Source organism: Streptomyces sp. NPDC058464 (assembly GCF_042721035.1).
In the GTDB taxonomy this organism is placed as follows: domain Bacteria; phylum Actinomycetota; class Actinomycetes; order Streptomycetales; family Streptomycetaceae; genus Streptomyces.
Map to the genome: position 1 here is coordinate 241358 of NZ_JBHXMA010000002.1, position 12623 is coordinate 253980.

At 71.3% G+C, this 12623-nt stretch carries 14 protein-coding genes and 1 pseudogene; 6 read left to right on the plus strand and 9 right to left on the minus strand.

What is annotated here, in order from left to right:
• Positions 1–40: 40 nt before the first annotated feature.
• On the plus strand, positions 41–625 hold the full coding sequence (locus ACFWPQ_RS04060) for a Uma2 family endonuclease (protein ID WP_384029692.1): 585 nt from the start codon (positions 41–43) through the stop codon (positions 623–625).
• 94 nt (positions 626–719) lie between these two features.
• Here ACFWPQ_RS04060 and ACFWPQ_RS04065 read toward each other — a convergent pair.
• Positions 720–884, minus strand: a pseudogene (locus ACFWPQ_RS04065) (AEC family transporter); the annotation flags it as partial.
• Positions 885–1161: 277 nt separating this feature from the next.
• On the opposite strand from ACFWPQ_RS04065, the gene ACFWPQ_RS04070 reads away from it, so the two are divergent.
• Positions 1162–1443, plus strand: a complete 282-nt coding sequence (locus tag ACFWPQ_RS04070; RefSeq protein ID WP_384030080.1) for an STAS domain-containing protein — start codon at positions 1162–1164, stop codon at positions 1441–1443.
• Here the strand turns inward: ACFWPQ_RS04070 and ACFWPQ_RS04075 are convergent.
• Complete coding sequence (locus tag ACFWPQ_RS04075; protein WP_384029694.1) at positions 1327–2340, minus strand: sigma-70 family RNA polymerase sigma factor; 1014 nt, start codon at positions 2338–2340, stop codon at positions 1327–1329. The two genes, ACFWPQ_RS04070 and ACFWPQ_RS04075, sit on opposite strands and share 117 nt — an antisense overlap.
• Before the next feature lie 232 nt (positions 2341–2572).
• Positions 2573–3841 carry an MFS transporter gene (locus tag ACFWPQ_RS04080; protein WP_384029696.1) on the minus strand — a complete coding sequence of 423 codons (1269 nt, stop codon included), beginning with the start codon at positions 3839–3841 and terminating at the stop codon, positions 2573–2575.
• 63 nt (positions 3842–3904) lie between these two features.
• On the opposite strand from ACFWPQ_RS04080, the gene ACFWPQ_RS04085 reads away from it, so the two are divergent.
• Positions 3905–4855, plus strand: a complete 951-nt coding sequence (locus tag ACFWPQ_RS04085; protein ID WP_384029698.1) for a LysR family transcriptional regulator — start codon at positions 3905–3907, stop codon at positions 4853–4855.
• A 55-nt stretch (positions 4856–4910) separates the two neighbouring features.
• On the opposite strand, the gene ACFWPQ_RS04090 is transcribed toward ACFWPQ_RS04085, so the two are convergent.
• On the minus strand, positions 4911–5675 hold the full coding sequence (locus ACFWPQ_RS04090) for an alpha/beta hydrolase (RefSeq protein ID WP_384029700.1): 765 nt from the start codon (positions 5673–5675) through the stop codon (positions 4911–4913).
• A 123-nt stretch (positions 5676–5798) separates the two neighbouring features.
• Here ACFWPQ_RS04090 and ACFWPQ_RS04095 point away from each other — a divergent pair, with 123 nt between their 5' ends.
• Positions 5799–6956 carry an adenosine deaminase gene (locus tag ACFWPQ_RS04095; protein ID WP_384029702.1) on the plus strand — a complete coding sequence of 386 codons (1158 nt, stop codon included), beginning with the start codon at positions 5799–5801 and terminating at the stop codon, positions 6954–6956.
• A 151-nt stretch (positions 6957–7107) separates the two neighbouring features.
• The gene (locus ACFWPQ_RS04100) at positions 7108–7461 is read left to right on the plus strand and encodes an ATP-binding protein (protein ID WP_384029704.1); all 354 of its coding nucleotides are present in this window, start codon (positions 7108–7110) and stop codon (positions 7459–7461) included.
• Positions 7462–7560: 99 nt separating this feature from the next.
• Here the strand turns inward: ACFWPQ_RS04100 and ACFWPQ_RS04105 are convergent, their stop codons facing one another.
• The 5 genes from ACFWPQ_RS04105 to afsQ1 all read right to left on the minus strand — a co-directional run bounded on the left by ACFWPQ_RS04105 (position 7561) and on the right by afsQ1 (position 11488).
• Positions 7561–7758, minus strand: a complete 198-nt coding sequence (locus ACFWPQ_RS04105) for a PspC domain-containing protein (RefSeq protein ID WP_046729811.1) — start codon at positions 7756–7758, stop codon at positions 7561–7563.
• 95 nt (positions 7759–7853) lie between these two features.
• Complete coding sequence (locus ACFWPQ_RS04110; RefSeq protein WP_361305480.1) at positions 7854–8405, minus strand: VanZ family protein; 552 nt, start codon at positions 8403–8405, stop codon at positions 7854–7856.
• A 205-nt stretch (positions 8406–8610) separates the two neighbouring features.
• Positions 8611–9213 carry a hypothetical protein gene (locus ACFWPQ_RS04115; protein ID WP_384029707.1) on the minus strand — a complete coding sequence of 201 codons (603 nt, stop codon included), beginning with the start codon at positions 9211–9213 and terminating at the stop codon, positions 8611–8613.
• The gene (locus tag ACFWPQ_RS04120) at positions 9213–10814 is read right to left on the minus strand and encodes an ATP-binding protein (RefSeq protein WP_384029709.1); all 1602 of its coding nucleotides are present in this window, start codon (positions 10812–10814) and stop codon (positions 9213–9215) included. Before ACFWPQ_RS04120 ends, ACFWPQ_RS04115 begins: the two co-directional genes overlap by 1 nt.
• Positions 10811–11488 (minus strand): two-component system response regulator AfsQ1, encoded by a 678-nt coding sequence (afsQ1, locus tag ACFWPQ_RS04125; RefSeq protein WP_177232965.1) that lies wholly within the window; start codon positions 11486–11488, stop codon positions 10811–10813. The genes ACFWPQ_RS04120 and afsQ1 overlap by 4 nt, the downstream gene beginning before the upstream one ends.
• Positions 11489–11736: 248 nt before the next feature.
• On the opposite strand from afsQ1, the gene ACFWPQ_RS04130 reads away from it, so the two are divergent.
• Positions 11737–12474, plus strand: a complete 738-nt coding sequence (locus ACFWPQ_RS04130) for a SigE family RNA polymerase sigma factor (protein WP_384029712.1) — start codon at positions 11737–11739, stop codon at positions 12472–12474.
• The last annotated feature ends 149 nt before the right edge of the window (positions 12475–12623 follow it).

Here is a 12623-nt window from a genome sequence, read left to right on the forward strand (position 1 = left end):
CGGCATGCTGGGATCGGTGACGCACCCGAAGGAGACCGCCATGAGCGCACTCACCGTGGGCCACGACCCCGAGCAGAGCTGGGACGAACTCGTCCGGTTCTGGGAGGAGATGGATCGGCCCGAGGGCAGCAAGGTGGAGATCATTGAGGGGATCGTCACCGTGTCACCTGCTCCCGCCTCCCGCCACAACGTCATCGCGGCCCGCATCCAGCGCCGCCTCTACAGCGTGGTTCCTGACGACTTGGAGATCTTCCAGACACTGGCCATCGCGGTGCCGTCGCGTCTGGGCATGCTCATCCCGGACCTGGTGGTGGCACCCGTGCAGGACTGTGTGGAGGCGGAATCCCACATCCCGGCCGCTCTCGCCGAACTCGTCGTCGAGGTGACCTCCAAGGCCAACGCCCGCCACGACCGCGTCAGCAAGCCGGCCGCCTACGCCACCGCGGGCATCCCGCTCTACCTCCTCGTCGACCGCTGGGCGCCCGGAGGCCCCACCGCGACGCTCTACGGCGAGCCCAAGGGGGACGTCTACCGAGTCCTCAGCGCCGTCAAGTTCGGCGACCCCATCAAGCTGCCGGAGCCGTTCGACCTGACGATCGACACCGCCGAGTTCCCCGCCGACTGATCCCGTCTCGGTAACGCCGCCACGCCTGTCGCCGTGGGGTCCACGCCCCGGTGCCACACGACGCCCACCGCCACGAACGCGCCCGCCGCCGCACGGCCTTGGCGAGGGTGGTGAAGAGCAGGGCGGGGGAGGCGACGTGGAAGGCGAGCTCGGTGAGGACCTCGCGGCCGTTCGCCCCCAGGTGGCCGCCGCGGCCCAGGACGTAGCCGACGGCGATGACGATCGCGATGACCGCGAAACCGCTCAGCACCCCCTGCACGGGACCCCCTCGGCGGGTGCCGGGTGGCCGACGGGCGGCGGGGGCGATGGCGGTGCGTGGCGCATACACCAACCCTCTGGGTCGGTCAGGTGCAGGTCAACGTTGTGGTCCTTGTGATCGACGTGATCTGCGCGACCCTCTACCGATGAGTCGCGGCCCCTGGCGATGAGTCGGGGCGCTGCCGGGGGTCTACCGCCTCGTGGATGCCGTGCCCCCCGCCGTGCTCGTGCTGTCGGGCCCCGTCACCAGGGACGAGGTGCCGGGGCTCTGTGACGACGTGCGCGACCTGCTGGCGGTCACCGGCGCCGGGGTGGTCGTCTGCGACGTGGGCGGTCTTGGTCCCGGACCGCCGGGGCTGGCGGCCGTCGACCTGCTGGCCCGGCTGGAGCTGGCGGCCCGCAGGGCGGGAGGACGGATACGGCTCCGCGACCCCGGCCCCGCCCTACGCTCCCTCCTCCGTCTCGTCGGCCTCGGCCTCCAGGTGGAGGGGGAGATCGAAGAGCGGGAACCAGCGCTTGGTGTCGAGGAAGAAGTGGAACCCGGTCAGCCGGCCGTCTGAGATCTCCAGGACCTGGACGGACCAGGGGCTCCAGCCCCCGGTGTCCGGGTCGGGCTTGTACTGGGCGAACCCGGGCAGGCCGTTGACCTGGACCGGGAGCAGCCGCGAGCCCTCGCAGGCGGAGCCGATGGTGGTCATGAAGCCGGTGATGTCGTCGTGGCCGGTGAGCCACAGGTCGAACGGCGGCATCGTCATGACGGCGTCCTCGTGGAGGAGTGCCGTCAGCGCCGTCATGTCGTAGCCCTCGAAGGCGGCGACATAGCGCTCCAGGAGCTTCTGCTGCTCCTCGTCGAGCGGGTCGCAGACCTCGGCGGCGGCGCCCGACTGCCGCTGCTCGGCCAGGGTGGCCCGGGCCCGCTGCAACGCGCTGTTGACCGACGCGACCGTGGTGCCGAGCAGCTCGGCCACCTCGGTCGCCTTCCAGGCCAGCACCTCGCGCAGGATCAGCACCACCCGCTGCTTGGGCGGCAGCTGCTGGAGCGCGGCCATGAAGGCGAGCCGGATCGACTCCTTCGCCACGGCCGCCTCCGCCGGGTCGTCCACCGTCGGCAGCACGCGCGCGTCCGGCACCGGCTCCAGCCAGGTGTTGTCGGGCCGGGGGGAGAGCGCCGCCTGGGCGAGCGGCGTCGACTCGCTCAGGTCCATCGGCCGGGCCCGCTTGTTGCCCGCGCTGAGCATGTCCAGGCACACGTTCGTCGCGATCCGGTACAGCCACGACCGGAGACTGGAGCGGCCCTCGAACTTCTCGTAGCTCCGCCAGGCCCGCACGAGCGTGTCCTGCACCGCGTCCTCGGCCTCGAAGGACGAGCCGAGCATCCGGTAGCAGTACCCGGTCAGCTCGGTCCGGTACTTGTCCAGTGCGACGTCCAGCTCCGCCGTCGCCGTGCCGTCGGTCATCTTCCGTCCACCCACCCCTGTGGCCGTTCCTGTTCGCGCGCCGTTGCGCTCCAGCACTTCGGAAGCTACCGCAGGGGACTGACAACGGCCCCCGGAGTGGGGAAACGTGCAGGTGAGGTGGGGTGGTCGCCCAAGGGGGTGGGGTGTGCGGTGGGGTGGCGGGTGCGGCGCCGTCGTGGTTGCTCGCGCAGTTCCCCGCGCCCCTTTCGGGGCGCTCCAGTGAGGGCGCCGATCAGTGAGCGTTCGCCAGGACGTGCCTGCGCGCCGCCACCGAGCCCAGGACCGTGATCGTCACGACGCCCAGGATCGCGAGCAGTCCGACGCCGACCGTGCCCGCCCAGCCCCCCGCGTGGAACGCCATCGCGCCCACCGTGCTGCCCGCGCTGGAGCCGATGTAGTAGGCGGACTGGTAGAGGGCGGAGGCCTGGGCCCTGCCGTGGGTGGCTGTCTTGCTGACCGCGGAGGAGGCCACCGCGTGGCCCGCGAAGAAGCCCGCGGTGATCAGGACGAGGCCCAGCAGGACCAGGGGCAGCGAGTCGGCCAGGGAGAGGAGGAGGCCGGCGGCCGTCGTGCCGCCGCCCAGGTACAGGGCTCCTCGGCGGCCCAGGCGGCCGACCAGGCGGCCTGCCGTGGACGCGGACACCGTACCCACCAGGTACACCAGGAAGATCGAGCCGATGATGCCCTGGGGGAGCGAGAAGGGCTCCTCGGTCAGGCGGTAGCCGATCACCGTGTAGACGCCGCCGAAGACGGTCATGAACAGCGCGCCGATCGCGTACAGGCGGCGCAGCAGCGGGTCGGCCAGGTGGTCGCGGACCGTGCCGAGCAGCCGGCGCGGGTGCAGCGAGCCCGCCTTGAAGTGCCGAGGGGCGGGGAGGAGGAGCCGGAAGGCGATCGCGCAGCCGACGGCGATCAACCCGATCACGCCCACGGCGACCCGCCAGCCCCACTCCTGTGCGACCCAGCCGGTGATGACCCGGCCGCTCATCCCGCCGACGCTGTTGCCCGCGACGAACAGGCCGATGGCCGTGACCAGCGCCTTCGGGCGGACCTCCTCGGCCAGGTACGCCGTCGCGGAGGCCGGCAGGCCGGCCAGCGCCGCGCCCTGGACGCCACGGAGCACCACCAGCACGCCCAGGGAGGGCGCGAAGGGCACCAGCAGTCCGACGGTCACCGCCACCGCCAGCGAGGCCGTCATGACCGTACGACGCCCGAAGCGCTCGGAGAGCGCGCTCATCGGGAGGACGAACAGCGCCAGGCCGCCGGTCGCCGCCGCCACCGTCCAGCTCGCGTCGCTCGCGGACACGCCGTAGCCGTCCGAGATCAGCGGGAGCAGGGCCTGCGTGGAGTAGAGGAGGGCGAAGGTCGCGACACCCGCCAGGAAGAGCGCGAAGCTCATCCGGCGGTAGCCGGGACCGCCCGGGGTCAGGCGGGAGTCGGAGGCGGGGAGGGACGGGACGGCGTCCACGGTGGTGGACGCCCCGGTACTGGCGGGAGACATGCTTCGAACGTACGGACCGCCATGCTGATCCGTCCAATGCATGGAATTGCCATAATCGTTCCCATGGAGCATCAGCAGAGGTCAGCGGAGCGCCTGTCACCGTACAGTGACAGAGAAGACATGACGATGTTGCTCGCGCCCCGCCTCGCGTACTTCGCCGGAGTGGCCCGCACCGAGCATGTGACCAGGGCCGCCCAGGAGCTCGACGTCCCCCAGTCCACCCTCTCCCGCGCCATGGTCCGTCTGGAACAGGACCTGGGCGTCGACCTCTTCACCCGGCACGGCCGCACCGTCTCCCTCACCCCCGCCGGCCGTACCTTCCTCACCTCGGTCGAGCGCGCCCTCGCCGAGGTGCGGCGCGCCGCCGACGAGGTACGCGCCGACGCCGACCCCACGACGGGCAAGGTCGCCTTCGGTTTCCTGCACACCATGGGCGCGGAGACCGTACCCGGCCTCCTCCAGGCCTTCCGCGTCGACCATCCCCGCATCCGCTTCAGCCTCGTCCAGAACTACGGCGAGGCGATGATCGAGAAGCTGCGGGCGGGCGAGCTGGACCTGTGCCTGACCTCCCCGATGCCGGACGCCCCGGACCTGGCCGCCCGCCGCCTCGACGAACAGAAGCTGCGGCTGGTGGTACCCGCGGATCACGGGCTGGCGTCCCGTAAGCGCATCCGCCTCGCCGAGGCGGCCGACGAGACCTTCGTGACCCTGGAACCGGGCTACGGCCTGCGCCGCATCACGGACGACCTGTGCAAGGAGGCGGGTTTCCGGCCGAGGATCGCCTTCGAGGGGGAGGAGGCGGAGACGTTGAGAGGCCTGGTCGCGGCCGGACTGGGGGTCGCGCTGCTGCCGCCACCCGCCTTTCCCCGCCCGGGAGTCGTCGAACTCACGGTCACGGCCCCGAGAGCGGCGAGAGAAATCGGCGTGGCCTGGCTGGAGGGCCACCCGGACACCCCGCCGGTGGCCGCCTTCAAGAAGTTTCTGCTTTCAAGGCGGGGGAGTCTCCTTCCCTAGGGGCGCGGGGAACTGCGCGACCAGCCCCCCCGCACCCGCACCCCGAAACCGGACCTCAGCTCTTACGGAGCGACCGCCCGAACCCCGCAGCCAACGGCATCCGCAACCCGATCGGCGGCGGCGCGGCAAGTGCGTCCTCCACCGGCCGAGACACCGCCCGCCCGTACAGCGCCCCCATGACGAAGTCCGAGGCGAGAGCGAGGACTTCGTCCCGGTGCTGATGCAGCCCGTGGCCGTCCGAGTGCACCTCGAACCGGCACACCTCCCGATTCGCCTTCTTCGCCCGCGCCGCCAGCCGGAACGACAGCTCCGGGTCGGTCCGTTCGTCGTTCGTGCCGTGCACGATCAGCACCCGCCGCCCCACCAGCTGGCGAACCGGTTCCTCGGGCACCGCCACGTCCGCCTCGGGCAGCCAGGGGGCGATGGAGACGACGGAGTTGACGGCCTCGTGGCCGCCCGCGTGCAGCGCGGCCCGGCCGCCCATCCCCACGCCGAGCAGGCACACCGGCACATCGCCGTACCGTCGTACCACCTCGTCCGCCGCCCAACCGGCGTCCCCCGCGAGATGCGCCTCGTTGCCGTTCCAGCCGCGGTAGCGGTAGTGGACGACGTGCGCGGCCAGCCCCTCGTCCCGGCCGTCCCGGGCGAGTCGGCGGCCGAGCGCGCGGACGAGGGCCGTCGCCCATACGAGGGACGGCTTGCGCGCGGAGATCTCCTCCCCGCCGGGGAGGAGCAGGACCGCCCCGGTCGCCGTCGTCGGTTCCTGGCCGACCGGCCTGCTCAGGCTGGCCGTTCGGGCCGGCGTCGCTTGCTGTGCCATGACAGAACAGTGTCAGAAGAGGCGGTGTACGCGACCCGTCCGTGCGGTCACCATTGCGTATCGACGGAAACGGGAATCTCCGAGTACCAGGCGATCTACGCGCGTAGGAGTTACAGTGCGGAAATGACGAGCCAGAGCACCGCGAACACCCCGACGCCGGACCAGATCCGCCGGGCGCCGAAGGTTCTGCTGCACGACCACCTCGACGGCGGCCTGCGTCCGGGCACCGTCGCCGACCTCGCTCAGGAGACCGGGTACGCCGGCCTCCCCGAGACCGACCCGGACAAGCTCGGCATCTGGTTCCGCGAGGCCGCCGACTCCGGTTCGCTGGAGCGGTACCTGGAGACGTTCTCGCACACCGTCGGTGTCATGCAGACCCAGGACGCCCTCGTCCGGGTCGCCCGCGAGTGCGCCGAGGACCTGGCCGAGGACGGCGTCGTCTACGCCGAGGTGCGGTACGCCCCCGAGCAGCACCTGGAGCAGGGCCTCTCCCTCGAAGAGGTCGTCGAGGCCGTCAACGAGGGGTTCCGGCAGGGCGAGGCCATCGCCCGGGAGAAGGGCCGGCGGATCCGGGTCGGCGCCCTGCTCACCGCGATGCGGCACGCGGCCCGCTCCCTGGAGATCGCCGAGCTCGCCAACCGCTACCGGGACCTGGGGGTGGCGGGCTTCGACATCGCGGGGGCCGAGGCGGGCTACCCGCCCACCCGGCACCTCGACGCCTTCGAGTACCTCAAGCGGGAGAACAACCACTTCACCATCCACGCCGGTGAGGCCTTCGGGCTGCCGTCCATCTGGCAGGCGCTCCAGTGGTGCGGCGCCGACCGGCTCGGGCACGGGGTGCGGATCATCGACGACATCCAGGTCCGCGAGGACGGCACGGTCGAGCTCGGCCGGCTGGCGTCGTACGTCCGCGACAAGCGGATCCCGCTGGAGCTGTGCCCCAGCTCCAACCTCCAGACCGGGGCCGCCGACTCCTATGCCGGGCACCCGATCGGGCTGCTGCGCCGGCTGCACTTCCGGGCCACCGTGAACACCGACAACCGGCTGATGTCCGGGACCAGCATGACCCGCGAATTCGAGCACCTCGTCGAGGCGTTCGGTTACACGCTCGACGACCTGCAGTGGTTCTCCGTCAATGCGATGAAATCAGCGTTCATTCCTTTCGATGAACGCCTTGCCATGATCAATGACGTCGTCAAGCCCGGTTATGCGGAGCTGAAATCCGAATGGCTGTTCCGACAGGCCGCCTCCACCAGCGGTTCTGTCGATCCGGAGAGCTGATCGGGTATCCGGGTGGGGAACGGAATGCGGACGGGTCTTCACTATCCGTCCGCATTTCGGTGTTTGCGGCGGGCGGCCCGGCATGTTTACGGTCGTGGACCGCTCAGCGCGTTATCGATCCCCGTCACCGCATTCCAAGGACGCATTAACGATGAAGCAGTCTGCTGCCAAGACCCTCGGTGTCGCCGCCCTCGGTGCCGCCTTCGCCGCCGTCGGCGCGGGCGCGGCCAACGCCGCCCCGGCCGTCCCGGACGCCCCCCAGGCCCTGGGCACCGTCACCAAGACGCTGCCGGCCGAGAACGTCGCCAAGGCCCTGCCGGTCGCCGGTGGGGCCCTCGCGCAGGGGCAGACCGCCCTGGGGGCCGGCCTGACCGCCGTCCAGCCCGCCGTCCAGCAGGCCCTCGCCGACGGCCCGACCAAGCCCGTCGCCGGCCTCCTCGGCGGACTGCCGCTCCAGGGTCTGCCCACGCACGGCCTGCCGATCAACGGGATTCCGCTCGGCTGACCTCTCCCCAGCCGATCGGCAACGCCGTTGGGGCGCCCCGGTGTCTACCGAGGCGCCCCAACGGCGTTGCCGTACAGGTCGTACAAGGGGATTAGCGGATTACCAGGCGGCGGCCTTCTCCTCCGAGGGGAGGAGGATCCACAGCGCGATGTAGAGCAGGAACTGCGGGCCAGGCAGCAGGCAGGACAGCAGGAAGATCACCCGCATCGTCGTCGCGGAGGTGCCGAAGCGCCGGGCCAGCGCGGCGCACACTCCGCCGATCATGCGGCCATGGGTGGGGCGGGCGAGGCTGGACATCTGCGGCTCCTTCGTGAGCGTCCGGTGCGAGGCGGCCCTTCCGGCCCCTCGTCTGCCCTCAACGCTACGGAGACGAACCGGGTCGAAGCGTCGCTCTACGGGGCGATCCCGACCCTGGGAATCGTCGGGGTAAGACCCTGAGCCGCTTCCTCCTGGGGGAGGGCGGCGGGCCGCCGCCGCTCACCCCGCCGACGGAGCCGGGAGCGGGCCGCCGGAACCACCGCCAGATGCGCGACGACGACGCCGGCCGTGTTGAGGAGTATCGAGTCGACGTCCACCACACGGCCGGGCACTCCGGTCTGCAGCAGGGCTATGCCCAGCGAGATCATGGCGCCCGCGGCGGCCGAACTGATCAGCGAGGCGAGCGGGGAGACCCGGAGCTTCCCGTGGGTCATCGGCAGCAGCACACCGAGCGGGGCGAGCAGCGCGAGGCCTTCACCGATCCGGTGGGCCGCCTCGCGCCAGCCCAGCGCCAGGTCGGCGCGGATACCGGCGAAGGGGTGCAGGTTGGCGGGCATCACCCAGGGCACGTCCAGCGGCCGCAGCATCAGCCAGGCGACGAACACGAGGTGTGCGACAAGGAGGACACCTCCTGCCACACGGACGCGGATCGCGGCGCTGCCGCCGATGGAGCCTGGACGCTGCACGCCCCCCAAGACGCCCCCGTGCACACGATCGGTTCCGGATACGGGAGTGAGGCCTCGGACACACGCCCGCGAACACGCGCCCCCGCAGACGCGCGCCGTCAGGGGCGCGGGGAACTGCGCGAGCAACCCCCCACAACCCGCACGCGCCCCATACCCTCAGGCGGCACCCCCTTAGGCGGCACCCCCTTAGGCGCCCCGACGCCCCTCACCCGGAAGCCACCTCAGTGGACGGGGGTCGGCTGCCACCCGGCGCATTCCGCACGGCGTCCGTGCACTCGTACCGCCGCAACGGCTCCGTCCCCGGCCCGCCCAGGATCACCGACCCGTCCCCCTCCGCGGCCGCCGAGTCGGACAGCGTGCACACGATCTGGGCCAGCGCGTACGACGTCAGCTGCGGCGGCGACGTACTCAGCCGCAGCGTGTCGTCGGGATCCCCGGCCCGGGGTCCCCAGACGCTCATCCCGCCCCGCACGTACGTCGAGTAACCGGCCTCCTTCTCGGCGGCCGACGGCGTCTCGGCGAGCTGGTCGAGCAGCCCCTGGGCGACTATCACCCGCCGCTTGGCGTCCGCCGAGCCGTCGGGGACGCGCACCTCCCGGTCGACGGTCACCAGGGAGGAACCGCACAGCAGGAACACCTGCACCGGTACCCCGCGCTCGCTCTGCGCCGGCAGATCCGGCTGGGTCATCGAGCACGGCACCCGCGAGGGCGCCCCGCCGAAGTCGGTCGGCACCTCGGTGGCCCGGATCCCGCACCCGGAGAGCGCGAGCGCCAGCCCGGCCACGGCCAGGACTCTTCGTACGTGCATCAGGCGCCCTTCTCCCCGGAATCCCCGGCATCCCCGATGCCCCCGGCATCGCCGGTGTCCTTGCTCTCCTCCGTCAGCCGCGAGGCGTCCCGGGGCAGCCGGAGCGTGAACACCGCACCGCCCTCCGGGGAGTTCGCCGCGGTGATCGAGCCGCCGTGGATGCGGGCGTTCTCCGTCGCGATGGACAGGCCCAGACCGCTGCCCTCGGAACGCGGCCGGGAGGCGCTGGCCTTGTAGAACCGGTCGAAGACATGCGGGAGCACGTCCTCCGGGATACCCGGACCGTGGTCCCGCACGGCGACGACCAGATCCCCACCTTCCTCTTGCTCCATCCGCACCGACACCCGCACCGGCGACCCGCCGTGCTTGAGCGCGTTGCCGATCAGGTTGGCGAGAATGACGTCGAGACGGCGCGGGTCGAGGCGGGCGTGGATGCCGCGCTCGGCGTCCAGATCCACCGCGTCCAGCCAGGCGCGGGCGTCGATGCAGGCGGTGATCTGGTCGGCGATGTCGACGTCGTCGAGGACCAGCCGGGCCGTACCGGCGTCGAAGCGGGTGACCTCCATCAGGTTCTCGACGAGGTCGTTGAGGCGGCGAGTCTCGCTGACGACCAGCCGGACGGCGGGCTCGATCATCGGGTCCATCGACCCCGACTCCGCCTCCAGCTCCTCCTCCAGGATCTCCGTCACGGCGGTGATCGCGGTGAGCGGGGTGCGCAGCTCGTGGCTCATGTCCGCGACGAACCGGCGGGACGCGTCGTCCCGTGCGGCCATGTCGTCGACCCGTTTCTCCAGCGCCTCGGCCGCGTCGTTGAACGTCCGTGACAGATCCGCGAGTTCGTCCGTACCCGACACCCGCAGCCGGGTGTCCAGCTTGCCCTCGCCGAGCCGCCGCGCGGCGACTCCCAGCCGGTGCACCGGCTTCAGCACGGTCGTGGCGGCGGCCTGCGCCAGCAGCGCCGAACCGATCAGGGCGAGCCCCGTGGCGATCCCCAGCGACCACGCCAGCGAGTTGAGGTCCTTCGCCTCCGGCTCCAGGGACTTCATCATGTAACCGGTCGGGCCGCCCCCGATCAGCCGCGTCCCGGCGACGAGATACGGCGTGCCGTGGTCGACGACCCGCTGCCAGTACAGGTGGTACGCCGACTCGTTGGAGTCGGTCACCTTCTGCTGCTTGTCGACGGCCTTGCGCAGCGAGGTCGGCACGTCGTCGAGCGCGAACGCACTGAGCCCGTCCGAACTGCCGTACACCGTCTTGCCGTTGGTGTCCTGGCCGACCAGCAGCACGCTGAACCGCTGGCTGCTGTTGGCCATCTGCCCGGCCGTGCGCTGCAGTTCGTCCTGCGTCGGGTGCACGGGCAGCGCACCGGCCCGGTTCTGCATCTCCTGCTGGAAGTCGCGCAGCACCGCGTCCTGGGTACGGGTGAGCACGGCCTCGCGGTTGAGCCAGTACGCGATGCCGGACGCGGACACGGCGGCGGTCAGCGCGACGAGCCCGAAGACGACGACGAGCCGCAGCCGCAGACTGGTGAAACGCAGCCTGGACATGGCTCCCTTGCGATCCGCGGCCCAGCCGCGGAGACCCCCCTGCACGTCCGTCACTGAGGAGCGTCCAGGCGGTAGCCGACACCACGCACGGTACGGATCAGGGTCGGCGAGGAGGGCACGTCCTCCACCTTGGCGCGCAGCCGCTGCACACACGCGTCCACCAGCCGGGAGTCGCCGAGGTAGTCGTGCTCCCAGACCAGCCGCAGCAACTGCTGCCGGGACAGCGCCTGCCCCGGCCGCCGGCTCAGCTCCAGGAGCAGCCGCAGCTCGGTCGGCGTCAGCTGGAGGTCCTCGCCGTTCTTCGTCACGGTCATCGCACTGCGGTCGATGACGACGTTGCCGAAGGTCGCCGAGTCGGTGGACTCCCGTTCCCCGCGCCGCAGCACGGCCCGGATCCGGGCGTCGAGCACCCGCCCCTGGACCGGCTTGACGACGTAGTCGTCCGCACCGGACTCCAGGCCCACGACCACGTCGATGTCGTCGCTGCGCGCGGTCAGCAGAATGATCGGCAACTGGTCCGTGCGCCGGATCCGCCGGCACACCTCGAACCCGTCGATGCCGGGCAGCATGACATCGAGGACGATCAGATCGGGCCGCTGCTCACGCAACAGCTTCAGACCGTCCTCACCGGTCGCAGCGGTGGCCACCCGGTGTCCCTGGCGCGTCAGAGAGAGCTCCAGGGCCGTACGGATGGCGTCGTCGTCCTCGATCAGCAACAGGGAAGGCACGGGCTCATTCTGGCCCATGCAGGGCCCGTCGTACGACCTGTGCGGCCCGCAGCTCCCCGCGAACCTCTGTAGCGCCACCACCTGTGTACGTCCTGTGGACTCTCCGTGCCGGACCCCTGTGACAGGTCTGTGACAGTCGGCGGATACGGCCGTGAAGGTGGCCCGGCAGAGTTCTCGGCACAGGCAACCGCGCAAGCGGACCGCCTGGGCAGGCCGAACTACCGGAAGTCCACGACGGGGGGCGCGAGATGAACACGCTGATCAGCCACAGCACCAGCGCAGTAGTCACGCGTCTGCACGACGTGCACCGGGGTTCCGAGAAGTCCGGTGCCGTGAGCGGGCGGGGGTGCGCTCGCGGCACCGGGCGTCAGCACACCGGCTACATGACGGTGGTTGACAGCTTCACGGGGGAAGCACACGGGGGATCCGCGTACGGGGAGGACACGGGGGAGCGCCGCTCGCTGACGGAGGCGGAGTTCACCGCCTACGTCCAGGAGCGCCGCGCCTCCCTGTACGCGACCGCCTACCACCTGACCGGTGACCGCTACGAGGCCGAGGACCTGCTGCAGAGCGCGCTGTTCTCGACGTACCGGGCATGGGACCGGATCAGCGACAAGGCGGCGGTCGGCGGATACCTCCGCCGCACCATGACCAACCTGCACATCAGCGCCTGGCGGCGCCGCAAGCTCAACGAGTACCCGACCGAGGAACTGCCGGAGACGCCCGGCGACACGGACGCGATGAGCGGCACCGAGCTGCGCGCGGTCCTGTGGCAGGCGCTCGCCCGGCTCCCCGAACTCCAGCGCACCATGCTGGTCCTGCGCTACTACGAGGGCCGCACGGACCCGGAGATCGCGGAGATCCTCGACATCAGTGTCGGCACGGTGAAGTCCAGCATCTGGCGGTCGCTCCGCCGGCTGCGCGAGGACGAGGTCCTCAGCTTCGGCCGTGACGAGGAGAACGCCTTCGGGGAGCTTGTCGCCTGAGGGTATGGGGATCCGGGGGGATCCTGACGGGGGAAACCGGGGGAACGGGGGACCTGGGGGAGGGTCCGGGGGGACCCACGGGGAACACGGGGGAACACGGGGGAAAGCGGGTCCGGGGGGACCTGGGGGGAAGCACGGGGGAGCTCCGC

Excerpts from the sequence above, each read along its gene's own strand:
- ACFWPQ_RS04060 (WP_384029692.1), top strand. The coding sequence starts at position 41 with ATGAGCGCACTCACCGTGGGCCACGACCCCGAGCAGAGCTGGGACGAA.
- ACFWPQ_RS04075 (WP_384029694.1), bottom strand. The coding sequence starts at position 2,340 with ATGACCGACGGCACGGCGACGGCGGAGCTGGACGTCGCACTGGACAAG.
- ACFWPQ_RS04080 (WP_384029696.1), bottom strand. The coding sequence starts at position 3,841 with ATGTCTCCCGCCAGTACCGGGGCGTCCACCACCGTGGACGCCGTCCCG.
- ACFWPQ_RS04085 (WP_384029698.1), top strand. The coding sequence starts at position 3,905 with ATGGAGCATCAGCAGAGGTCAGCGGAGCGCCTGTCACCGTACAGTGAC.
- ACFWPQ_RS04090 (WP_384029700.1), bottom strand. The coding sequence starts at position 5,675 with ATGGCACAGCAAGCGACGCCGGCCCGAACGGCCAGCCTGAGCAGGCCG.
- ACFWPQ_RS04095 (WP_384029702.1), top strand. The coding sequence starts at position 5,799 with ATGACGAGCCAGAGCACCGCGAACACCCCGACGCCGGACCAGATCCGC.
- ACFWPQ_RS04100 (WP_384029704.1), top strand. The coding sequence starts at position 7,108 with ATGAAGCAGTCTGCTGCCAAGACCCTCGGTGTCGCCGCCCTCGGTGCC.
- ACFWPQ_RS04105 (WP_046729811.1), bottom strand. The coding sequence starts at position 7,758 with ATGTCCAGCCTCGCCCGCCCCACCCATGGCCGCATGATCGGCGGAGTG.
- ACFWPQ_RS04115 (WP_384029707.1), bottom strand. The coding sequence starts at position 9,213 with ATGCACGTACGAAGAGTCCTGGCCGTGGCCGGGCTGGCGCTCGCGCTC.
- ACFWPQ_RS04130 (WP_384029712.1), top strand. The coding sequence starts at position 11,737 with ATGAACACGCTGATCAGCCACAGCACCAGCGCAGTAGTCACGCGTCTG.